Origin of the sequence: Micromonospora sonchi (assembly GCF_014646235.1) — a bacterium.
In the GTDB taxonomy this organism is placed as follows: domain Bacteria; phylum Actinomycetota; class Actinomycetes; order Mycobacteriales; family Micromonosporaceae; genus Micromonospora; species Micromonospora sonchi.
This window is the reverse complement of the sequence record NZ_BMNB01000032.1, coordinates 59,881-81,466: the sequence shown is the minus strand read 5'-3', so window position 1 is coordinate 81,466 and position 21,586 is coordinate 59,881. Positions and strand designations below refer to the sequence as shown.

Here is a 21,586-nt window from a genome sequence, read left to right as displayed (position 1 = left end):
CGGGCCGCCCGACCGGCGCAGGGATCAAGCCTGACCGCCCGGAGCCGGCCGGGCTGCCCGGAAACCCCCACCGTGCCATCAGCAAACCCGGACCGCCCCACAGACCACACCCCCACAGACCACACCTTCATGGGATACCGGGCGGAAATCGGGCGGACCAGGGACGAGGCGTGGACGGATGCGGTGGGGCACGTCGACCGAGGGCTGGCGTTGGCCGTGGACTACGGGCACCTGCTTGGTGATCGGCCCTTCGGGGGGTCGTTGACCGGGTACCGGGGCGGGCGACAGGTGCCGCCGGTGCCGGACGGCACGTGCGACGTCACCGCGCACGTCGCCATGGACTCGGTCGCCTCCGCCGGCGAGCGGGTCGCCCGGTGTGCGTACGTCCTCGAATCGCAGCGGGCGGGGCTGCGCGCGCTCGGGGCCGACGGCGGCCGGCCACCGCTGGCCCTGGCCGTCCGGGACCCGGCCGGCTACGTGCGGGCGCTGGCCGAGGCGTCGGCGACAGCCGAGCTGACCGATCCGACCGGTCTCGGCGGGCACTGGTGGCTGTGGCAGCCGGTTGGGCTGCCGGACGACGGGCCGCTGCCCGGCCGGTCCGCGCCGGCCGACTCGTGGCAACGGTGAGGTGGCTGTCCAGTGTCGCCGCGTCCGCGCGCGGGCCGGCGTCCATGGCACGATGGCGGGCATGACCACGGGTGACCTGCGCGAGCTGACCGTCGGCACCGGAGCCGGGCTGGTGGCGGGCACCGGCGGGGAGCAACTCGGCACGGACATGGTGCTCAACATCGGGCCGCAACACCCCTCCACCCACGGCGTGCTGCGGCTCAAGCTCGTCCTCGACGGCGAGCGGGTGATCGCCGCCGAACCGATCGTCGGCTACATGCACCGGGGCGCGGAGAAGCTGTTCGAGGTACGCGACTACCGGCAGATCATCGTGCTGGCCAATCGACACGACTGGCTGTCGGCGTTCGCCAACGAGTTGGGCGTGGTGCTCGCCGTGGAACGGCTGATGGGCATGGAGGTGCCGGAGCGGGCCACCTGGCTGCGGATGGCGCTGGCCGAGCTGAACCGGGTGCTCAATCACCTGATGTTTCTCGGCTCGTACCCGCTGGAGATCGGCGCGATCACCCCGATGTTCTACGCCTTCCGGGAACGGGAGACGCTCCAGGCGGTGATGGAGGAGGTCTCCGGCGGGCGGATCCACTACATGTTCAACCGGGTCGGCGGGTTGAAGGAGGAGGTCCCGTCGGGGTGGACCGGCCGGGCCCGAGCCGCGATCGGCGAGGTACGCCGCCGGATGCCCGACCTGGACAACCTGATCCGGCGTAACGAGATCTTCCTGGCCCGTACGGTCGGGGTCGGGGTGCTCTCCGCCGCCGACGCCGCCGCGTTCGGCGCCTCCGGCCCGGTCGCCCGAGCCTCCGGTCTGGATCTGGACCTGCGCCGCGACGAGCCGTACCTGGCCTACGACCAGCTCGACGTGCCGGTGGTCACCCGCGCCACCGGCGACTGTCACGCCCGCTTCGAGGTGCTGCTCGACCAGGTGTACGCCTCACTCGACCTGGCGGAGCAGTGCCTGGACCGGGTCGACCGGCTCACCGGGCCGATCAACACCCGGCTGCCGAAGGTGCTCAAGGCACCCGAGGGGCACACGTACGCCTGGACGGAGAATCCGCTCGGCATCAACGGCTACTACCTGGTGTCCCGGGGCGAGAAGACGCCGTGGCGGCTCAAGCTGCGCACCGCGTCGTACGCGAACGTGCAGGCACTGGCCACCCTGCTGCCCGGCTGCCTGGTACCGGATCTGATCGCCATCCTCGGGTCGATGTTCTTCGTGGTGGGCGACATCGACAAATGATCCGCAAGCCGGGTGGTTCGCCCGGGGCGTCGTGGCCGGGCCGGGTCAGCGCCAGCGGTTCCGGGCACCGTCGGGGCCCGAATGGCCATAGCCGGGCTCCTCGGCGTGGTGCCGGCGGCCGTACGGCTCAGGCTCCGGACGCGGGCCCCGCGCCGCCTCGGTCGGCGGGTACCCGCGGGCCGGCGGCTCCGGTGGATAGCCGCGCGCCGGCTCCGGTGAATATCCGTACGCCGATTCGGGCTGGTACTCGCGCGCCGGCTCCGGCTGATACGCACGTTGGCGGGGCGGCCGCCACTCCTGCGGCACCGGCACCCCACCGGCGGGCAGCGCTGGGCGAGGCTCCGGCTCGCCCCAGCCGTCACGCCGGTCCTCGGCGCCCTCGGCGACGCGCCGCGGCTCGTCGCGGCGCACGCTCGCCCAGCGGTCCGCCATCCGGTACTCGGTGCCGGTGTGGTCGGCGTGCACTTCGGCGCGGCGTTCACCGACGTGCAGCTCGCGCCCCTGATCATCGTCGCGTACCGCCGCCCACCGGTCGCCGGCCCGCAGTTGTGCCCAGTACTCGCCGGTGTCGTCCGCCCGCTGCCGCCGACCGTGCGAAGTCGGTTCGGCCGGGACATCCCACTGCTGTCCGCCGTCGTCCCAACCCGGCTCGTCGTGCCGCGCTCCCCAGTCACGGTCGCCCCGGTGCGCCGCGCGATCCTCCCGGTGCGCGCCGTCATCGCGGTGCGCCGCGCGATCATCGTGGTGGGTTTCGTGGTCATCCCGGGGCGTGGACCAGGCCTCGCGCTGGCCGAACCGGGGGCGCGCGCTCCGGGAGTCCGGCCGCGCACGGTCCTCCTCGTGAGCCGGGCCGGACCAGGAACGGGCATCGTCCCGGCGACGGGAGTCCTCCGCCTCGGACCATGGGCGGTCGTCGCGGTCGGCACTGTGACCGCCGTGCGGGCGCTCCTCCTGAGGCGGGGACCATGGCGCCGCGTAGCCGCCGTAACGCGCGCCGGACTCGCCCACCCCACCGTCCACGATGGTTTGGCGGGTGGTCACGTGCACGGTTTCGGTGTGCCGGACCACGCCGAGCGGGCGCGGCGCCGGGTCGCCGGGGCGGTTGTCGTGCTCCGGGCGTCCGGCCGAGCCGTAGACCCCGGCGGAGCCGCTGACCGGGCGGTCACCGGCATGGCCAGCGGGCGGACGGTCAGCGGCGTAACCGGTGCCCGCTTGTTCATCGTCGTAACCGCCGCCCGGGCCGGCGTCGTGGCCACCGGCCTGCCCGGCGCCGTACACACCGGCCTGCCCGGCGGGCCGCTCGGCGTAGCGCCGTGGCGCCTCCGGCTCCGGCTCCACCACCCGGGCCCGGACCGCACCGGGCGACTCGACACCGGCAGTCGGGCCGGTGCCGCCGGCGTCGACCCGACGCCGCAGCCCGGCCAGCGCCTCCTGGACCCGTTGGGCCTCGTCGAGTGCCTGGTTGCCACGCTGGGCAGCGGCGACGATCTCACCGCGCAGTTCCCGCCGCAGCTCGTCGAGCTCCTCCCGCAACTCCTCGGCGGGGCCGGTCCCACCCTCGGTGCGCAGCGCGATGGAGAGCCCGATCAACACCACCGCCATGATCGCCAACACCGCCGCGAACCGCAGTGGTCCGTTGCCGTCGGCGACCAGCAGGATCAGCGCCGCCACCGGGGCCAGGGCCACACCGCCCCAGAACAATGCGGTGAGTAGTCGCGTGCTGCGCGGGTCGGTGGGTACCGGGGCGGGCATGGGTCCGCAGCCTACCGAGAGTTGCGGTGGCTGGGAACGGTCCCGCGGCAGGTGGTGGGGAAGAGTTTGGCGGTCTTTCGGAGCAGACACTCCGACCAGCGACGATGTGACGCCCCCGGCCGGCTGGGCCAGGGGCGCCGTCGACTCAGCTCTGTGCGTACGCCGCGTCGGTGGAGAAGACCAGGCCGACGCTGACCTCTCCGTTGCGCAGGCCGGTCTTGGTCAGTGGACCGCCCTGGTCGAGCGAGGAGAAGGAGCCGACCTCGAGCCCGTAGGTCTGCTCCAGGCCCGGCTTGCAGAACGGGCGCTGCTGGCACTCCGGCGGGCCGCCCAGCACGGTCGCCGTGCCCGAGCACTTCTCGGCCAGCTCGGACAGCGTCCGCACGCCGTACTTCTCGGCGAACTCCTCGGTCACGGCGAAGGCGTTCTGGCTCTGTGCAGCGGCCGGCGCGCCGAAGGCCAGGCCCACCTTCTCGCCGAGGCCACGCAGCGCGGTGACAGTGGCGTCCACGTCGGGCGAGGAGACCGGCTGGCCGCCGCTGTTCACCTTGCCACGGAGGAACTCGGCCAGGGTGGCCGCGTACTCCGGGACGACCTGGATCTCGCCCTTCTCCAGCGCCGGCTCGTACAGCTCACGGTTGCCGATCTGCTGGACGGTGACCTGGTAACCGGCGGCGGTCAGCTGGATCTTGTAAAGCTGGGCGATGATCTCGCTCTCGGTGAAGTTCCCCGCCCCGACGGTGAGCCGCCCGCCCGGCCCCCGCTCGACACCGTCGGTGAGCCCGTTGGCGGCGGCGAACTCCTGCGCCGCAGCCTGGGCGCTCTTCCGGTCGTCGTCGACCGCCTTGTTGAGCAGCACGAGCTTCGGGGTGTCGAGCACGGCGGAGACCTTGTCGAGCGCCGCGATGAGCTGCGGCGTGACCACCTTGCCGTGGACCGCCGGGATCACATTGTCGGCGTGTTGCAGCGCCTTGTCGTCCTCGAGCGCGATGAGCTGCTGCCCGGCCACCGGAGCGCACCCCGCACCGGAGGCGGCCTGCCGCGGCGCCTCGGTGCCGGAGGAACCGGCCTCGCCACACCCGGCCAGCACACCTGCTGCGGCGATGGCACCGACGAGGCCGATGGACAGTCTTCTACCCGGGTGCATGAGCCCGCCTTCCGTGTCCCGGCGCGACCCGTCCGGGCCGGCCGCGTGTCCGACGGGCGATGCCCGTTCCGGCCGCCCGCGACTTCCACCCAACATCGTGCCGGCCGGCACCGACAACTTCTGCGAGACTTCGTCACCGGACCGTCACCATCCGCCCCGGCCGCACCGCGCACCACCCGCCCGCCGTCTCGTGCCGGCGGCCACCAACGGCGGGCGTGCCCGGTCAGGTCAGGAACCGGTGATCGCGTCTGCGGCGCGGCGGCCGGCACCGCGTCGGGCGCGGCGCAGCGGACGGGGGGTGACCAGCCGCTCCACGAACCCGAAGAACAGCTCCACGCTGAGCGCGAGCCCGGCGACCAGCAGCCCGCCGGCGAGGATCTGACCACCGCCCACAGCGATGCTCAGACCGAAGCCCAGCCGGATGATCTCGCCCAGACCGCCGCCGTTGACGAAGGTCGCCAACGCCGCCGTGGCGACCACCTGGACCGCGGCGGTGCGGAAGCCGGCGGCCAGATAGGGCACCGCGAGCGGCAACTCGACCCGCCGTAGCGCCTGCGCCCCGGTCATGCCCACGCCCCGCGCCGCCTCCCGAATCTGCGGGTCGACCTGCCGCACCCCGGTGTACGCGTTCGCCAGCAACGGTGGCACCGCGAACACCGCCAGCGCGACCACCACGGCCGGGCGGCCGAAGCCGAGGAAGGTCAGCGGGAGGATGGTCAGCAGGGCCAGCGTGGGCACCGCCAGGGTGAGGTTGGAGACGAGCACGACCAACCCGCCCCCACGCCCGGTATGGCCCAGCCAGAGCCCGAGCGGCCAGGCCACCAGGCAGCCGAGCAGCACCGCGGCGGCCGAGATGCTCACATGTTCGCCGAGCCGGTCCAGGATGCCACCCGGGTTCGTCCAGTTCAGCGGGTCGTTGAGCCACAGCACCGCCTGTCGTACCGGATTCATCGCGGCCTCCGGCGGTTGGCGTCGCGCTGGCCCCCGCCCGTCCTGCCGCTCATCCGGCCCGCCCGCGCAGCCACGGCGTGAGCAGCCGACCGACGCCGACCAGGAGCAGGTCGAGCACCAGGGCCAGCAGGACGCAGAGCAGTGTCCCGGTCATGATCTGCGACTTGTAGAAGTTGTTCTGGAAGCCGGCGAAGATGATCTGCCCAAGCCCACCGCGTCCGATCACCACCCCAACGGTGACCAGCGCCACCGTCGAGACCGTGGCCAGTCGCAGGCCGGTGAGAATGCCGGGCAGGGCCAGCGGCAGCTCCACCCTCAGCAGCCGGCCCCAACGGCCGTACCCCATCCCCTCGGCCGCCTCCCGCACCTCGGCGGGCACCTGGTTGAGCCCCGCGACGGTGTTTCGCACGATCACCAGCAGCGCGTACAGCACCACCACGCTGAGCACGGTCACGACGCCGATGCCCAGGTAGGGCGCGATGAACGCGAACAGGGCCAGGGAGGGGACGGTGTAGAGCACCCCGGTGAGTGCGAGAATCGGCCCGGTGAGCGGCCGGTACCAGTACGCCAACACGGCCAGCGGAACGGCGACCAGCGCGGCGATCAACACCGCCCGTAGGGTCAGCGTGGTGTGGTCACGCAGCGCCGCCACCACCGTGTCAGAGTTGTCCCGCAGGTACTGCCAGGAAAACCACGGGTTACCCGGGTCGTCCCGGTAACTCAGGCGGAAGGACACACGTGGACGGTACCCCGGTCGCCGGCGACGGTCGGCGCGCGGCCTCGATCACCCTCGACGGCATCGGCAAGCGTTACCCGGACGGCACCGAGGCGGTCCGCGACCTCAGCCTGCACGTCGACGCGGGCGAACTGGTCGTGCTGATCGGCCCGTCCGGCTGCGGCAAGTCGACGGTGTTGCGGATGGTGAACCGGCTGATCGAGCCGACCAGCGGCCGGATCCTGCTCGGGGACGCCGACGTCACCCGGGTCGACCCGGTGCGGCTGCGGCGGCAGATCGGTTACGTGATCCAGAACGTCGGGCTGTTCCCCCACCAGACGGTGGCCGCGAACGTCGCCACGGTGCCCCGCCTGCTCGGCTGGTCCACCGAGCGCGCCCGGCATCGCGTCGGAGAGTTGCTGGAGCTGGTCGGCCTCGATCCGGGGCAGTTCGGGCGGCGCTACCCGCACGAACTCTCCGGCGGCCAGCGGCAGCGGGTGGGTGTGGCCCGGGCCCTCGCGGCCGATCCGGTGGTGCTGCTCATGGACGAGCCGTTCTCCGCCGTCGACCCGATCGTGCGGACCCGCCTGCAGGAGGAGTTCCTGCGGCTGCAGGCCGAGGTACGCAAGACCATCGTGCTGGTCACCCACGACCTGGATGAGGCCGTCCGGCTCGGCGACCGGATCGCGGTCCTCTCCGAGGGCGGCCGGCTGGAACAGTACGACCGCCCGGCGGCCCTGCTCGGCTCCCCGGCCACCCCGTTCGTCCGCGAGTTCGTCGGCGCCGACCGGGGCATCCGTCGGCTCGCGGTCACCCCGGTCACCCGGGAGGTGCTCGAACCGCTGCCCGCCGACGGCGGCGCGGAACTGCCGGCGGTGTCGCTGGGCAACTCGGCGTACGACGCGTTGGCCGTGCTGCTCACCTCGCCCAGCGGGCACGCCGTGGTCACCGAGGAGGGCCGGCCGGTCGGGTTGCTGCGCCGGGAGCGGGTCCTGGCGCTGGCGGAACTGCCCGGCTGAGCCGCCGGCCGGTCAGCCGGCCGGTCAGCGGCGTCCCCGGTAGCCGCCCAGGGTCGCGATCCCGATGATCCAGCCGGTGAAGAGCCCGTACTCCGCACCGTCGCCAGCGGCCTGAAAGGCGCCGAGCAGCGACGGGTCGGTCCGGATCAGTGCGGTGAGCAGGGCCGCGAAGGCCCCCGCGAAGACGTACGCCGCCCAGCCGGCGAAGAACTGGCTGAGCGTGCCCCGGGCCCGGGCGAGTTGGGAACCCGGGAGGAGGTAGAGGAAGAGGAAGGTCAGGGCGACCACGAGGATCGCCTTCAGATCCGCGGCGAAGATCTCCTGGATCGAGTCGGACGAGTCGAATCGCCAGGCCGGCCAGGCGAGCAGTCTCAGGAACCACCCGCCGGCGGTGTCCGGATCGGTGTTGTCCCTGGCCCAGTCGGCGTACCACGGGCTGCCGAAGACCAGGACCAGGATGAGTGCGGCGAGCGTGCCGGCACCCGGTGCGGACTTGTAACGATTGGTGAGAGCCATGGCCCGCTAATTCCCAGCGGATCGACATGGGCAAACGCGACGCGCGATTTATGGTGCTACGTCGGGCCGTGCAGTCAGTGTCGCATCAGATAGTCGATGAAGGCGGCGCGCAGCAGCGGCGCGGATTCCTCGTAGCCGTGACCGGTCATCTCCCGCCACAACGCGACCGCCTCGTCGATCGTCGGTCCGACCGAGTTCGGGGCCCCGTCCAGCGCGGCGGCCTCGTCGGCGTTCGGCAGGTGCCGCAGCACCGACCAGAAGAACCTCGCGTCGCGGTTCTTCCGGGCCACCGCGAACGCCTGCTCGCGTAGCTCCTCCGTGGAGAGGACGTCCAGTTCCTCGAAGGACCGGCCCCCGGAGATCGATGATGTGTCGGTCATGCGACCGAGCCTAACCGGCAGGACACGCCCGGCTCGCCGACGACGCACCGGCGGCGACCCAACCGTCACCGGTCCTCGGCGTCCCAGGTCCGCGAGCCGGTTTCCCACCGGCGGGTGCTCCACGGATCGACCGTACCGCCGGTCGGCTGGCTCGGCAGGACGGGCGGCCAGTCCCCGACCGGCTCCGACCGTGGCACGGCCCACCCGTCGGCGTTCGCCGCGTCGCCGTCCGGTGGCGGCGCCGGCCGCGCTCTCGGTCCCGACGCCGGTCGGCCGTACGTCTCGACCAGCCGAGTGACCACCAACCCGGCGGCAAGTGCCACACCACCGACCGTCCAGCGGCTCACCGTCCAGCCACGCAGCTGCGCGTACGCGAAGAAGAGGCCGATCGCGCCGGCCGTCAGGAGCGTGCCGAACACGCCGCCCCGCAGGCCGAAGGCGCTGGTGCCGGCGAGCAGGGCGGCACCTACCGCCAGCGCCGTCCAGTCGAGCCCGGCGGCCGGCGTCACCGCCCCGTCGGCCGAGGCGACGAGCGCACCCGCGAGCATCGCCAGCACGGTGGAGCAGACGTACCCACCGGTGGTGACGACGGCCGCCGCCACCCCGCGCCGCCGCGCCGGGTCGGCGATCGGACGGAATCGACCGATCAGCCGGCGAACGGGACCCATCGCCCCGAACAACCCACCGATGACCGCGATCGCGGCGAACCCCACGAAGAGTTGCCCGGCGATGCTGCCCGGATCCTGGTCCCCCTGCACGAGCACCGGCGCGGAACGCTGCTCGACGTAGAAGATGACCCCGGCCGCCCCGCCCAGACTGGCCGCCCAGCCCGGCACGTGCAGCACCACGACGACCAGCCCCAGCAGCAGCCCACCGACCGCGGCGGCCGCAGCAGCCGTACCGACGGCGACGAGCAGGCCACGGTCGCTCTGCTCGGCGAAGTGCAGCCCGGCCGCGACCGCCACCGGTCCGATCGCGAGATTCACCGCGGCGGTCCGCAGACTCAGCCCGGCGGCCATCGCCACCAGGCCGAGGCCGACCACGTCGATGATGAGGGCGCGGAGCCCGCTGCCCCGCAACGTCCCCGGATTCTCCTGCCAGACCAGATACACCAGGACACCGAAGCCGAGCAGCAGAAGCGTCTCCCAGAGCACGTGGACACCGAAACGATCCCGGCCCGGCTCGCCGCCCTGGGTGTCGTCGACGACCGCCGTGTCCGCCCCATCGGGGGGTACCCCGGAGATCGGCTCCGGCGGTCCTTTCCGGCCCGGTTCGTCGTAGCCCATGTTCTCTGCCTCCCAGCGGCCGCCCGGACTGCACCGACGCGCGGGCGGACCGGCGATGGCCGTCGCCTTCCGGTCGCAGGCACCGTACCCGCGCTTCCGGCCGGGCGTAACCCCCTGCAATCGGTGTCGGAGTGTCAGAGAGGCGGCAGCCGCGGCTACCGCCGGCCCGGGCGGGTTTCCCGATCGTCGGGCTCGTGCTCGTCCTCCGGCCGGTCCGGGATCCGGCACGACCGCTCCAGCCAGAGCGCGGCGACGACCAGGGCGACCGAAGCCAGCACGCCGGCGACGGCGGCGGGGCGGTCCTCCCCGGCGGCCCGCGTGGTCTGCACGAACAACCAGCCGGTCAGCCCCGCGTAGAAGCCGGTGAAGATCGCCCCGACCAGGGCGGACGCCTTGGCCAGCACGACGAACCGGGCGACCATCAGCGGATTCACCGGATCACGACCGGGCCGGCGTTCGATCCGCCCTCGGGTGTTGATCGCGGCGTACGCCTCCAGCACCGCGAGGCCGGCCAGGGTGACCACCGGGAGCCACGGCAGTGGGGGCAGCTGGCTGTAGTAGAAACTGCTGATCAGCAACCAGGCAGCCGCCGCGGCGGCCAGGGCGGTCACCACCAGGGTCGAGATGCGGGTCGGTCCCATCCGCGGCCCGTCAGGAGGTGGGGACTGCGTCATGCTCCCGACTCTAACGGCAGATCCGGTCGCGGGCGCAGTTCCGTGACCTCGGCGGCGGCCGGGCCGGAGGTCAGCAGGTCGGTCAGCCAGCCATGTCCCGGCAGCTGACCGTAAGGTTGGATGTCGATCCACGGCCGGAGCACGAAGGCGCGCAGGTGCGCTCGCGGATGCGGCAGGATCAACTCCGGGTCGTCGCTGAGCACCGGCCGGTCGTCGTCGGTCCACACCGCGACGACATCGACGTCGAGCGTGCGGGGCCCGAACCGCCGTTGTGGGTCCCGGAGCCGGCCCGCGGCCTGCTCCGCCGCCCGGGCCCGCGCCAACCAGTCGTACGGGCCGGCCGCCGGGTCCACGGCCAACAGCACCGCGTTCAGGTACTCCGGCTGCTCGGTGTCGCCCCACGGCGGGGTCTCGTACACCCCCGAGACCACCAGCACGCTGTCACCGAACACCGCCAGAGCGGTGCGCAGGTGACCGAGCCGGTCGCCGAGGTTGCTGCCGAGGGCGAGCACGGCGCGGGTCATCGGGTCCGCGCCCGGCGCATCGTGACGGCGACGTCGGTGAAGGCGTGCGGAACCGGCGCCTCGGGCTTGTGCACGGTGACCGTCGCACCGGACACCCGGGGATCGGCCAGGCAGACCTCGATCAGCCGATCGGCGAGGGTCTCGATCAGATTGACCGGCTCGCCGGTGACCACCGCGACCAGACGGTCGGCCAGTTCGCCGTAATGCACGGTGTCGGCCACGTCATCGGACCGGGCGGCCGAGGTGAGATCCAACTCCAGTACGGCGTCCACGACGAACTCCTGCCCCCGGGCGCGTTCGAAGTCGTACACCCCGTGCCGGCCGTACGCCCGCAGGCCGGTCAGCTCGATCCGATCGGTCACCGCCGTACCCCCCGGTCGCCCTGCCGTTCGACGGCACCGGCGGTCACGGTCTCCGGGATGCTGGTATCGACCCGTCCGGCAGCGGGCGGCCGGGCCAGCTTCGGGCGGCCGGTGGCCTGCCAGACGGCGAGCGCGTCGGCGGTCGCACGCACGTCGTGCACGCGCACCCCCCAGGCGCCGGCGGCGACCGCGAGCAGACTGGTGGCGACGGTGGCCACCTCCCGCCCGCCGGTGGGGCGCGGCGTGCCGTCGGGCCCGGCCAGCAGCAGACCGAGGTACGACTTACGGCTCGCGCCGAACAGCAGCGGGTAGCCCAGCTCCAGCAGTTCGGGCAGCCGGGCGCTGAGCTGCCAGTTGTGTGCCGCCGTCTTGGCGAAGCCGAGACCCGGGTCGATGACGATGCGGTCCGCGGCCACCCCGGCGGCGAGCGCCGCCGTCACCCGTTGATCAAGTTCGGCACGTACGTCGGCGACCACGTCGCGGTAGCTGGCCAGCTCGCTCATCTGCCGGGAGTGGCCCCGCCAGTGCATCAGCACCCAGGGACAGCCGGCGTCCCGGACGACCCGGGCCATGCGTGGATCGGCCAGGCCGCCGGAGACGTCGTTGACCACGACCGCGCCGGCCGCGAGGGCCGCCTCGGCGACCCGGGCGCGGGTGGTGTCGATGCTGACCGGTACGCCGGCCGCGGTCAGCTCCCGGATCACCGGCAGCACCCGGGCGTTTTCGGTGTCGGCGTCGACGCGGTCGGCACCGGGGCGGGTCGACTCTCCACCCACATCCACCAACCCGGCTCCGTCGGCACGCAGCCGGACTCCATGTGCGACGGCGGCGTCGACGTCGGCGTAGCGTCCGCCGTCGGAGAACGAATCGGGCGTGACGTTCAGGACGCCCATCACCACCGGGGCCGGAGCCCGTACCAGATCGGTCACGACTAGACGGTACCGGTCCTCTCGACCACGTCGGACAGCCCGGGTCGAAGGCCCTGACATGCGATTTGGAACAGGCGTACGATCGGCTGCCCGGGCCGAATCGGGCAGTCTCTTCGCGGCTTGTCGCAAAGGGGGGCGGCCCGTACGCTGTGAAATTGCCCGGCATCGAGATGACGACGCGGCCAAGGAGGGCCAAAGCAGGAGAATTCGCCCAGAAACCGCCACCTTCCGTGGCCAGTGACACACGCAGAGTCTTGACCGCTACACAGGGTGCGCATCGATCCCGACAGGCTTAGCTACTGCACCACCGCGGCGCCGCCGGCCGCGACTTGGGGAGGTTCCAGTGATCGCCATCGAGCTGATGGAAACGGCGTCCACCAACGCCCTCCACCTGCTCTCCTCCGTGGCGTCGTCGATCCCGCTCGCCGCCGAGGAGCCGAAGGGGATCAACACAGAGGGCGTCGTCACCTTCTTCGCCAGCAAGATCGCACCGATCCTACTGGCCGTGCTGGGCGTCATCTTCATCGGCCGCGCCAGCCGGGGCGAGATCTCCAAGGTGCTGACCAGCTCCGCCATCGCGATCGTCGGGTTGGCCTTCATCGCCGGAGCCGCCACCCTCTTCTTCATCGGCGACTTCCTGATCAACCTGATCTTTCAGTAGGCGCGGGCACGAGATGCGGCTACGCACCGACGACGACATCTACCGGGCCCGCCTGGTCTACCTCGGGCCGCCCGGCTACACCCTTCCGGTTCACCTGCCGTACGCCCAGTACGGCCTGTTCATCCTGCTTGTTCCCCTCTACATGTTCATCCATTGGCTGTTCACGCTGCAGGTCGAGCTCTTCCCCGCGTGGGAGATCGCCCTCGCCATCGTGACCACCTCGTTCGTCTTCCGGTACGTCGACCCGGATCGGCCGGCGCGCATGGTGATCCGCACCGCGCTGACCGACTGGCGACGCACCCGGGAGCCGGCCGCCGAACAGCGCGATCCGCGCCTGGTCGGCAGCGGGATCAGGATCCGGGAGGAACTGGCATGACCGGCTGCACGCCGTACGGGCCGCCCAGGAGGTTGTCGGTAGACCTCGGGGAACGCGGCCACCCCACACCGTCGGCGGATGCGGGCAGGGCGATCGCATGAGCCCCTCCCCCACGCCGGGATCTCCGGCCGGACACCCGGCCGCACCACACAGTCACCGTGCGCGTTCGTTCGACTACCCCCAATCTGGGGAGCTCGACGACGCTGCCCTGGATCCGGCCCTCGCCACCACCCCCGGGCACGGCAGCGTCGGGGTCTTCCAGGCACCCCGCCCAGCACCGCGCCGAGCGGCACCGGCCGAGTCCACGCCGGCCACTCCGTCCACCCGCGACGGTGCCGACATCGACTCACCCTTCCTGGACCTGTTCGGTGGGGCGTACGCTCGCCCGGCTTCCGCCAACCGGTCCAACGGTATTTCGGCCCGCGCCCTGCCACAGCAGGCAGTCCCCGCCGGACCGGCGCCGTCGGCCCGCCGACCGGCGCCGCCCACGGTGCCCGCGCAGCCCGGTCCCGCGTCCGCCACATCAGCCAGCCGACGGATGGACGACGCCAGCACGATCGTCGACCCAGGCACACCGCCCTCCTCCCGGGCGCCATCCCCGTCCCCAGGGCCCACGCCGGTGCCAGCCAACGACCGACGGCCGAAGGCCAGCCCGTCCGCCACGGACCCGGACGACGCGGGTGCCCGCACGGCCGAGGCCCCCGCCCGGACGCCAGGCAGGACCGCCGCACCGACGACCCGTGCCGCCACCCCGCCCCGGCAGCGTTCGGTCGACCGCCGCGACCGGCCGCTCAAACCCGTCCGAGTTCGGCCCCCGAAGATCAAGTTCGGAGATCGCGACCCGGCGGTCGAACTGGCGATCACCGAGATCGCAGGCCATCTGACCTTCACCCCCAACACCGTTACCGCCTGGTACTGGCTGCCCGAGGTCCGCTGGGCCTTCCGACCGGACGCGGAACGCGAGGCACTGCTCGCGGCGATCTCCGAGCAGTACGCCGGCCTGGCCGGCTTCCGGTTGCACCTGCGCCGCACCACCCGGCCCTTCCCGGCCGACGAGTGGGCCCGCACCGTCGACGCCAACACCGCCGCGCCACTGCCGGACGTGCCGAGCACGACCGGCTGGGCCGACCACCTCGTGGCCGCGCAGCGGCACCTGCTCTCGGTCAACCACGCCGAGGGGCAGACCTACCTCGGCGTCACCTTCGCCCGCCGCTCGCTCGGCGACTCGCTCACCGAACGGGTACTACGCACCTTCGGGCGGGGCGTCGCCGAGGGCGAGCGGCGCAAGCTCGGCCGCACCGTCGAGCAGTTCGACGAGGTGCTGGGCGCGTTCGGCATGCGCGGGCGACGGGTCACCGCACAAGAACTGGAGTGGCTGCTCTACCGGTCGGTGGCGCTCTGCATGGCGCCCCCCGGCGCGCTCTCGCCCATCACCGGCGGGCGCTGGGAACGCGGCGACCTGCTCGCCCTCACCGAGCAGGTAGAACGCTACCGCACCCCGTACGGCTCGACGGTGAAACTGGTCAACCGAATGACCGGCGAGGAACGGCACGTGGCGGTGCTCGCCGTGGGCCGGATGGAGCCGTTGGAGATTCCCGAGCGCCACGAGCCATGGCTGCATTTCCACGAGCGACTGCCGTGGCCGATGGAACTCTCCACCCGGGTCGACATCCTCGGCTCTGGTGATTCCTTCCGTAACCTCGAACACCGACTGAGGATGATCCGGTCGCAGCAGCTCGACTACGCCGAGCACGGCATCGACGCCCCACCCGAGCTGGAACGGTTGGCCAAGCGAGCACTGGTGATCGGCGACGAGATGACCACGGGCCTCCCGGTCGACTCCGCCCGCGCACACGGCTGGCACCGGATCGCGGTGGGAGGGCGTACCCGCGAGGAGTGCCTGGAACGGGCCCGCCGGCTGATCCAGCTGTACTCCCGCGAGCTGCGCATCTCGCTGCAACACCCGAAGAACCAGGACTGGCTGGCCCGGGAGTTCATCCCGGGTGAGCCGATCGCCAACACCGGCTACGTCCGGCGGATGCCGGTCCCCCTGCTGGCGGCGGCACTGCCGCAGGCCGCCTCCACGGTCGGCGACCGCCGCGGCGACCTGATCGGTCGTACCGCCGGCACCTGCCGCCGGCCCGTCTTCCTCGACCTGCACTTCCCCATGGAGGTACGCGAGCGCTCCGGCCTGGCGGTCTTCGTGGCCGAGCCGGGCGGCGGCAAGTCGACACTGCTCGGCGCGCTGGGCTATCTGGCCGCTCGGCGCGGCGTGCAGGTGACCCTGCTCGATCCGTCCGGCCCGCTGGCGCGACTCTGCGCGATGCCGGAGCTGCGACCGTACTCCCGCGTGCTGAACCTGACCGGCTCAGAACACGGCACCCTGGCGCCGTACTCGCTGATCCCGACGCCACTGCGCAGCGAGTTCGCGGCGGGCGCCGCCGGGGACCGCGAGTTCGAGATCGCTGTCTCCAACGCCCGCGCCGAACGCCGGATGCTGGTCCAGGACATCTGCATGATGCTGGTGCCGCCCCAGGTCGCCCGCGAGGCCTCGACCGCCACCCTGTTCCGGCACGCCGTACGCCAGGTGCCTGCCGAGGAGACTTCCACCTTGGACGACGTGGTCAGCTGCCTCGGGCAACTCGACGACCACGCCGGCCGGGAACTGGCCAACCTACTGCTGGACACCGCCGAGATGCCGCTGGCCATGCTCTTCTTCGGCCGCCCGCCGGACGGGCTGCTCGGCCCGGACGCGGCGCTCACCGTGATCACCATGGCCGGCCTCCGACTGCCCGACCTGAAGATCGAACGCGAGTACTGGTCGGCTGAGGAATCGCTGGCCCTGCCGATGCTGCACACCGCGCACCGGCTGGCGGTGCGGCGCTGCTACGGCGGCTCCATGTCGTCTCGTAAGCTGGTCGGCCTGGATGAGGCGCACTTCATGGAGGGATGGCGCTCCGGCCGATCCTTCCTCGTCCGGCTAGCCCGCGACTCCCGCAAGTGGAATCTCGCCGCACTGGTCGCCTCGCAGAATCCGCGTGACATCCTCGGCCTCGACGTACAGAACCTGGTCTCCACCGTCTTCGTCGGCCGGATCGCCGAGGACGCAGAGATCGCCTCCGAGGCGCTCCGGCTGCTGCGCGTGCCCGTGGACGACGGGTACGAGGCGACCCTCGCCTCGCTCTCCACCGCCGACGCCACCTCCGCCCACCGACTCGGCTTCCGTGAGTTCGTTATGCGCGACGTAGACGGCCGAGTGCAGAAGGTACGGGTCGACGTGTCCTACGTGGACGGCCTGTTGGATCATCTCGACACCACTCCCGCCGCCATCGCCGCCGCTGCCGGGGTGCTGCCGACCGTGCTGCCTGACATGGAGGCGTAACATGGCGAGGGCCCGGGTACGGATCACGGCGCTCCTCCTGGCGCTCGGCGTTCTCGCCGCGGCCACGATCGGTTGGCCCGGGCTCACCAGCACACCCGCGTACGCCGCCCCGGTCGCGTACCAGGCAGCCGCAGAACTCTGCACGACGCAGGAGTGGCAGGTCGACTTCCGCGCCTGCGTCACCAAGCTTCAACAGGTGGCGGAGGCCGAGGCGACCTGCCGCAACCCCCCGACGCCGACCGCGCCGGACTCCGGCGTCGCCGGCTGGTTCGCCTCCCGGCCGGAGGCCTCCAAGCTGCCCGGGCCGAAGGGCTACTACAGCGACTACGGCTACGCCGGCTACAGCTACAGCACCTACAAGATCGAATCCGGGTGCGCAACCACGTTGCTGCACCCGGACTACAAATTCACCAACACCATCGCCAACGGCGAGTTCATGATCGCCACGGCGATCATCGGCGCCTCGAACGCCCTGCGGGAGCGCGCTTGGGACCCGGGAACCATGTGGGGCTGGGCGGATCCGCTCGTGGACCAGGCGACCAAGGCGATCTACCAGAAGGTGTTCAGCGTCTTCGGCATCGTCACGCTCTGCGTGGTCGGTCTCTACCTGCTCTGGCGCTCCCGGCAGTCCGACATGAGCAACGCGATGACCACGGCGGGCTGGGCCCTCGTGGTGATGGTGGCGATCACCGCGCTGGCCGCCTGGCCGGTCAAGTCCGCCAACCTCGCCGACGGCGCCCTCGTCTCCACACTGGGGGTCGTACACGACGCCGTCGGACCAACGACGAGAGACACCCCGGCCGACAAGTGCGATGATCCAAATCCGACGGCTTGCAAGGACAATCGACCGCCAGCGGTAAGAGCGAGCGACACCGCCACCGAGTCGATGCTCTACCGCAACTGGCTACGTGGTGTGCTCGGTTCGGCCGACAGCGAGACCGCTCGCAAGTACGGCGCGGCCCTCTACGACGCCAAGTCACTCTCCTGGGAGGAAGTAGAGAAGATCCGGGCTAATCCCCAGACCCGCGAGGCCACCATCAATGCGAAAAAGCAACAGTGGATGACGGTGGCGGAGCAGATCGAGCGGGAGGACCCGGAAGCCTACGAGTACCTGAAGGGCGTCCGGGACATGGACCGGGTTGGCGCGGGCTTCATCGCGGTGCTCGCGGCGTTGCTCTTCGCGATGTTCGACCTGACCGCGTCGCTGCTCGTGCTGCTGGGCTTCTTGATCTTCCGGTGGGCCGTGATCGCCGCGCCGATCCTGGGCACCATCGGCCTGCTCCGCCCGGCCAGCGCCGGTCTGCGCCGGCTGGGCAACGCGGTGGTCGCTGCCCTCTTCAACATCGCGATCTTCGGCACCGGCGCGGCCATCTACCTCTTCGCGGTGGACCTCATCATGAACACCCCCACCCTGCCGGGCTGGCTGCAGGTGGTGCTGGTCTGGCTGTGCGGGGTGGTCGGCTGGCTGCTGCTGCGCCCGTACCGACGGATCACCCAACTCGGCGGCAAGGACAGCAGTGAGGCGGTCAGCTCGGCCGGTTCCTGGCATCGGCGGTTCTTCCGGGACATGCGTACCGCGGCCCGCCTCGACGTCGCCGAGCCGGGCGGCACCACCGAGCCCGGCCCGGGGCGGCGCCGGACGGTCGTGGTCGAGCAGCCGAAGGTGCGCCCGGAGGCCCGCCCGGACCCGGCACCGAGCGGCGCACCAGCCGAGCCCAAGCGCCCGGACGCCCGGACGGCCAACGACGCGTCCGGCCCGGCGGAGGAGCAACGCCGCGAACCCCGTCCCGTCGCGCCCCGACCCCGTCGCCGACAGCCCGCCTCGTGGAGCGAGCCGGACGTACCGGATGAGAACCCATCCTTCGTCATCTACCGTCCCGGATCGGCCGAGCGGGCTCCCGAGAAGCCGGCGCCCCGGGTCCGCTCCGAGGCTCGGTGACCGCGGTGCGGCGCACGATCGAGTTCCTGCTCACCCGGATGCTGCGATCCCGGCTCGGGCTGGCCGCCGGCATCGCCGTCCTGGTGCTCGGCGTGGTCGGAGCAGCCCGACTGGTCGCCGGCCCCGGCGATCCGACGGCCGGATTGAGCAACCGGCCGGCGCAGCCGATCACCACGGTGGACCCGACCACGGGTGACGACGGCGCGATCTCGACCACCAGCACCCCGTCGCCGGTCACCCGTCCCGGCGAGGCCAGGCCCGAGCAGGTCGCGGAACGGTTCGTGGCGGCCTGGCTGGGCCGCTCCGGCCTGACCGCAGAGGACTGGCGTGCGGGCCTTCGCCCCTTCTCGACGGTTTCCCTCACTGGCAAGCTCGCCGGTGCCGATCCGGGCGGGGTGCCGGCCCGCGCGGTGACGGACGAGGTGATCGTGCAGGTCCATAGCGAAGTTGTCGTGGAGGCGCTGATTCCGCTCGACACCGGGCAACTCCGGCTCGAGCTGGTGGCACCGGACGGGCGGTGGCTCGTCGACGCCGTGGACTGGGAGCAGGGATGAGTAGCGACGAGAGCGGCCCCCCTCGCCGGCCGGTCCGGGTCGGCGCCCTCGCTGCCGCACTCACCGCAGCGCTGGCTTTCCTCTGCTGTACCGGCGGCACCGGCGCATTCTTCCTCACCGAACTCGGCGGCGACGCCGCCGAGCAGCAGTTGACCCCGACCAGTATCGAGTGCACCGGTGACTTCGAGGTCGACGTTACCGGCACCATGCCCCGATTCGCCCGGTACGGCGAGCGTCAGCTCCGCAACGCCGCCGTGATCATCAAGGTCGGACAGGAGATGAGGGTGCCGCCCCGGGGCTGGGTGATCGCCGTGGCGACCGCGATGCAGGAATCCCGACTGCTCAATCTCGCCAACCGCACGGTCGCCGAGTCGCGGGAAATCCCCCACGAGGGCATCGGTGCCGACCACGACTCCGTTGGCCTGTTCCAGCAACGGGCGTCGTGGGGCACCGTCCGCCAGCGGATGAATCCCGAGTACGCGTCGCGCAAGTTCTACGAAAAGCTCGTCGAGGTGTCCGGCTGGGAGAAGCTGCCGCTGACCGTAGCCGCCCAGCGGGTGCAGATCAGCGCCTTCCCGGACGCGTACGCCAAGCACGAGGAGTTGGCCGCCCGCATCGTCGACGCGCTGGCCGGCGGCGCAGCCCGGACCGTCTTGATCGCCGGGCAGGAGGTGTGCGACTCCGCCGCGTCGGGTGACATCGCCGCCTCCGGTTGGACCGCGCCGATTCCCGGTGGCGTGGGATCCGGCTTCCGGACCGCCAGCCGTCCGGCGCACAACGGCGTCGACATCGCCGCGCCGAAGGGCACCCTCATCCGCGTCGCGGCGACGGGCCGGGTCCTGGTCTCCCGATGCGACCCGGATCGGAGGGGCCGGCACAGCTGCAACGTGGACGGCTGGCCGGGCAAGGGCGGCTGCGGTTGGTTCGTCGATGTCCTGCACGCCCAGGGCATCGTCACCCGCTACTGTCACATGGTGAGTCGTCCCCGGGTCGCCGCCGGAGACACCGTGGAGGCTGGTGCGGTGATCGGCGAGGTGGGCAGCAGCGGCAACTCCTCCGGGCCGCACCTGCACTTCGAGGTGCACACCGACGGTGACCGCAGCAGCCGTAGCGCAATCGATCCGGTGCCGTTCATGCAGTCGAAGGGCGCACCGCTGAAGGGCACCGGGTGAGCCGAGCGACGCCATGACCGAACCGCTACCCGACCCCTTCGCCGACCAGCCGGACTGGGCTCCGCAGCCACCTCGCCCGATCGAGGTTCTCCCGGCGGCCGGACAAGTCGACCTGCGCGGGCGACGGGTGCTGGTCGGGCTGCCCGGCCTCGGCTGGCGGGGCGACCTGCGGGCCGACGAGCGAGTGCTGCAGAACAGCCGCACCTACGTGCCGGTCATCCCCGAACACGAGTGGTACCGCGCCGAGTCCGACCAGGTAGAGGTCTTCGCACCACTGGTGCCGGTAGAGCGGGTCTGGGTCGAAACGGTGGTCTCGCGGACCACCACGCCGGCGGCGGGCGGGGGTGGTATTCGGCTCGTCTCGCTCGACGCGCCGGCACATCGGACACCAACACCGGTCTTCGAGGCCGACTCGGTCGTCGGCCGACGGGTGGTGCACATGGTCGGCTCGGTCGAGCACCGTGAGCTGCGTGCGGTGACCGAGACCTACTCGGGTGCGGAGGGCGACATCTGCGTACGGGTCGCACCGGAGATGGAGTGGTACCGCTGGGCCTGGCGCGGCCAGTCACCAACCACCATGGAGGTGCCCGTTCACTTATTGTGGCTTGAGTGATGTCAGCCTGCCGTCACCCGTCCGCTGCACACTCGCCATCCATCACCATTGTCAGTGACGTCGAAGACCCAGTCTTCGCGTCTGCTACTTCGCGACTCACCCTCGGCGGAGCTCGCTATTGTAAGAGTAGTTCGGACCGACTGCCCCTGCGCCGTCTCGAATTGGTAAAGGGCTCCCCAACTGATTCGCACTGTGACGCCGAAGTCAGACTCGCGTCGCAGGGCCTCCGCTCGAAGTGCGCGCACTGCGGCGAAGTCTGTGTTTCCTTCGCAGACAAACAGGTTTGCACGCACGTCGTTACGGTCCACTAAGAAGGCGCGCAAGTAGTTGTCTACTACGACATCGGGTGCACTGCGATCAGGGGCGGTGGCTCGGTCGTAGAGGAGGTAGCCGGTCACTCCGCCGCCCAGGCACAACGCCGCGACTGTCCCGGCGACCACGGCCAGCACCGTCCGGAGCCGCCGGCGGGGCCGCTGCGGCGCTGGTGCGACCGCGGGCGGGGCCAGTTCCTTCGGCGGGGTCCGTTGCGCCGGTACGCGGGAGACCTGGGAACCGGCGGGGGGCGGCACTGATTCCACCTCCTGAGGCTATCGCTTGTCAGCCATCGGCCCAATGCCCCAGATTCAGCAGATCGTGACGGATCGCCGTCGATCGGTGAGATCCACGACAAGTTCGGCGCACCGCCGTCACGCATCCCAAGGGTCGAGCCTCCGCTGGGATACCGTCGTTCCTGCCCGGCGAGTGGGTGCCGACCTCGGGCGGAGGAGGGGACA

21 protein-coding genes and 1 pseudogene are annotated in these 21,586 nt (G+C 71.7%); 10 read left to right on the top strand and 12 right to left on the bottom strand.

The features are described from left to right. Positions 1 to 627: SAM-dependent methyltransferase (locus IEY61_RS25810; RefSeq protein WP_189048835.1), on the top strand; the 627-nt coding region annotated here is incomplete at its 5' end. 52 nt (positions 628 to 679) lie between these two features. Then, positions 680 to 1,861: an NADH-quinone oxidoreductase subunit D gene (locus IEY61_RS25805; RefSeq protein ID WP_189048833.1), complete on the top strand. Its 1,182-nt coding sequence runs from the start codon at positions 680 to 682 to the stop codon at positions 1,859 to 1,861. Between the two features lie 45 nt (positions 1,862 to 1,906). On the opposite strand, the gene IEY61_RS25800 is transcribed toward IEY61_RS25805, so the two are convergent. From IEY61_RS25800 to IEY61_RS25785, 4 genes and pseudogenes are all read right to left on the bottom strand, one after another. Next, on the bottom strand, positions 1,907 to 3,613 hold the full coding sequence (locus IEY61_RS25800; protein ID WP_189048831.1) for a hypothetical protein: 1,707 nt from the start codon (positions 3,611 to 3,613) through the stop codon (positions 1,907 to 1,909). A gap of 145 nt (positions 3,614 to 3,758) precedes the next feature. Beyond that, positions 3,759 to 4,936 (bottom strand): annotated as a pseudogene (locus IEY61_RS25795) (glycine betaine ABC transporter substrate-binding protein). A 52-nt stretch (positions 4,937 to 4,988) separates the two neighbouring features. After that, entirely contained in the window at positions 4,989 to 5,711 is a 723-nt protein-coding gene (locus IEY61_RS25790) for an ABC transporter permease (RefSeq protein WP_189048826.1), read from the bottom strand. 49 nt (positions 5,712 to 5,760) lie between these two features. Beyond that, the gene (locus tag IEY61_RS25785) at positions 5,761 to 6,447 is read right to left on the bottom strand and encodes an ABC transporter permease (RefSeq protein ID WP_189048824.1); all 687 of its coding nucleotides are present in this window, start codon (positions 6,445 to 6,447) and stop codon (positions 5,761 to 5,763) included. A gap of 2 nt (positions 6,448 to 6,449) precedes the next feature. Here IEY61_RS25785 and IEY61_RS25780 point away from each other — a divergent pair, with 2 nt between their 5' ends. Then, positions 6,450 to 7,445 carry an ABC transporter ATP-binding protein gene (locus IEY61_RS25780; protein ID WP_189048822.1) on the top strand — a complete coding sequence of 332 codons (996 nt, stop codon included), beginning with the start codon at positions 6,450 to 6,452 and terminating at the stop codon, positions 7,443 to 7,445. A 24-nt stretch (positions 7,446 to 7,469) separates the two neighbouring features. Here the strand turns inward: IEY61_RS25780 and IEY61_RS25775 are convergent, their stop codons facing one another. The 7 genes from IEY61_RS25775 to folP all read right to left on the bottom strand — a co-directional run bounded on the left by IEY61_RS25775 (position 7,470) and on the right by folP (position 12,116). Next, a complete protein-coding gene (locus IEY61_RS25775) occupies positions 7,470 to 7,961 on the bottom strand; it encodes a hypothetical protein (RefSeq protein ID WP_189048820.1) in 492 nt (163 codons plus the stop codon). A gap of 74 nt (positions 7,962 to 8,035) precedes the next feature. After that, complete coding sequence (locus tag IEY61_RS25770) at positions 8,036 to 8,341, bottom strand: hypothetical protein (protein WP_189048818.1); 306 nt, start codon at positions 8,339 to 8,341, stop codon at positions 8,036 to 8,038. A gap of 65 nt (positions 8,342 to 8,406) precedes the next feature. Then, positions 8,407 to 9,627 carry an ABC transporter permease gene (locus tag IEY61_RS25765; RefSeq protein WP_189048816.1) on the bottom strand — a complete coding sequence of 407 codons (1,221 nt, stop codon included), beginning with the start codon at positions 9,625 to 9,627 and terminating at the stop codon, positions 8,407 to 8,409. Positions 9,628 to 9,782: 155 nt separating this feature from the next. Beyond that, the gene (locus IEY61_RS25760; protein ID WP_373293218.1) at positions 9,783 to 10,268 is read right to left on the bottom strand and encodes a DUF3180 domain-containing protein; all 486 of its coding nucleotides are present in this window, start codon (positions 10,266 to 10,268) and stop codon (positions 9,783 to 9,785) included. A 29-nt stretch (positions 10,269 to 10,297) separates the two neighbouring features. Continuing rightward, a complete protein-coding gene (folK, locus tag IEY61_RS25755) occupies positions 10,298 to 10,825 on the bottom strand; it encodes a 2-amino-4-hydroxy-6-hydroxymethyldihydropteridine diphosphokinase (RefSeq protein WP_189048812.1) in 528 nt (175 codons plus the stop codon). After that, positions 10,822 to 11,187, bottom strand: a complete 366-nt coding sequence (folB, locus tag IEY61_RS25750; protein WP_189048810.1) for a dihydroneopterin aldolase — start codon at positions 11,185 to 11,187, stop codon at positions 10,822 to 10,824. Before folB ends, folK begins: the two co-directional genes overlap by 4 nt. Further along, the gene (gene folP / locus IEY61_RS25745; RefSeq protein ID WP_229706439.1) at positions 11,184 to 12,116 is read right to left on the bottom strand and encodes a dihydropteroate synthase; all 933 of its coding nucleotides are present in this window, start codon (positions 12,114 to 12,116) and stop codon (positions 11,184 to 11,186) included. Before folP ends, folB begins: the two co-directional genes overlap by 4 nt. A 343-nt stretch (positions 12,117 to 12,459) precedes the next feature. Here folP and IEY61_RS25740 point away from each other — a divergent pair, with 343 nt between their 5' ends. The 7 genes from IEY61_RS25740 to IEY61_RS25710 all read left to right on the top strand — a co-directional run bounded on the left by IEY61_RS25740 (position 12,460) and on the right by IEY61_RS25710 (position 20,813). Then, positions 12,460 to 12,777 (top strand): hypothetical protein, encoded by a 318-nt coding sequence (locus IEY61_RS25740; protein ID WP_189048808.1) that lies wholly within the window; start codon positions 12,460 to 12,462, stop codon positions 12,775 to 12,777. A 13-nt stretch (positions 12,778 to 12,790) separates the two neighbouring features. Further along, positions 12,791 to 13,153 (top strand): hypothetical protein, encoded by a 363-nt coding sequence (locus IEY61_RS25735; protein WP_131301716.1) that lies wholly within the window; start codon positions 12,791 to 12,793, stop codon positions 13,151 to 13,153. Between the two features lie 97 nt (positions 13,154 to 13,250). Continuing rightward, on the top strand, positions 13,251 to 16,535 hold the full coding sequence (locus IEY61_RS25730; RefSeq protein ID WP_189048806.1) for an ATP-binding protein: 3,285 nt from the start codon (positions 13,251 to 13,253) through the stop codon (positions 16,533 to 16,535). Between the two features lies 1 nt (position 16,536). After that, on the top strand, positions 16,537 to 18,474 hold the full coding sequence (locus tag IEY61_RS25725) for an MFS transporter (protein ID WP_189048804.1): 1,938 nt from the start codon (positions 16,537 to 16,539) through the stop codon (positions 18,472 to 18,474). Next, a complete protein-coding gene (locus tag IEY61_RS25720; RefSeq protein ID WP_189048802.1) occupies positions 18,471 to 19,028 on the top strand; it encodes a hypothetical protein in 558 nt (185 codons plus the stop codon). Before IEY61_RS25725 ends, IEY61_RS25720 begins: the two co-directional genes overlap by 4 nt. Continuing rightward, entirely contained in the window at positions 19,025 to 20,200 is a 1,176-nt protein-coding gene (locus IEY61_RS25715; protein WP_189048800.1) for a M23 family metallopeptidase, read from the top strand. Before IEY61_RS25720 ends, IEY61_RS25715 begins: the two co-directional genes overlap by 4 nt. Positions 20,201 to 20,213: 13 nt before the next feature. Next, a complete protein-coding gene (locus IEY61_RS25710; protein ID WP_189048798.1) occupies positions 20,214 to 20,813 on the top strand; it encodes a hypothetical protein in 600 nt (199 codons plus the stop codon). Positions 20,814 to 20,815: 2 nt separating this feature from the next. Here the strand turns inward: IEY61_RS25710 and IEY61_RS31515 are convergent, their stop codons facing one another. Further along, positions 20,816 to 21,382 carry a hypothetical protein gene (locus IEY61_RS31515; RefSeq protein WP_229706442.1) on the bottom strand — a complete coding sequence of 189 codons (567 nt, stop codon included), beginning with the start codon at positions 21,380 to 21,382 and terminating at the stop codon, positions 20,816 to 20,818. Positions 21,383 to 21,586 lie beyond the last annotated feature (204 nt).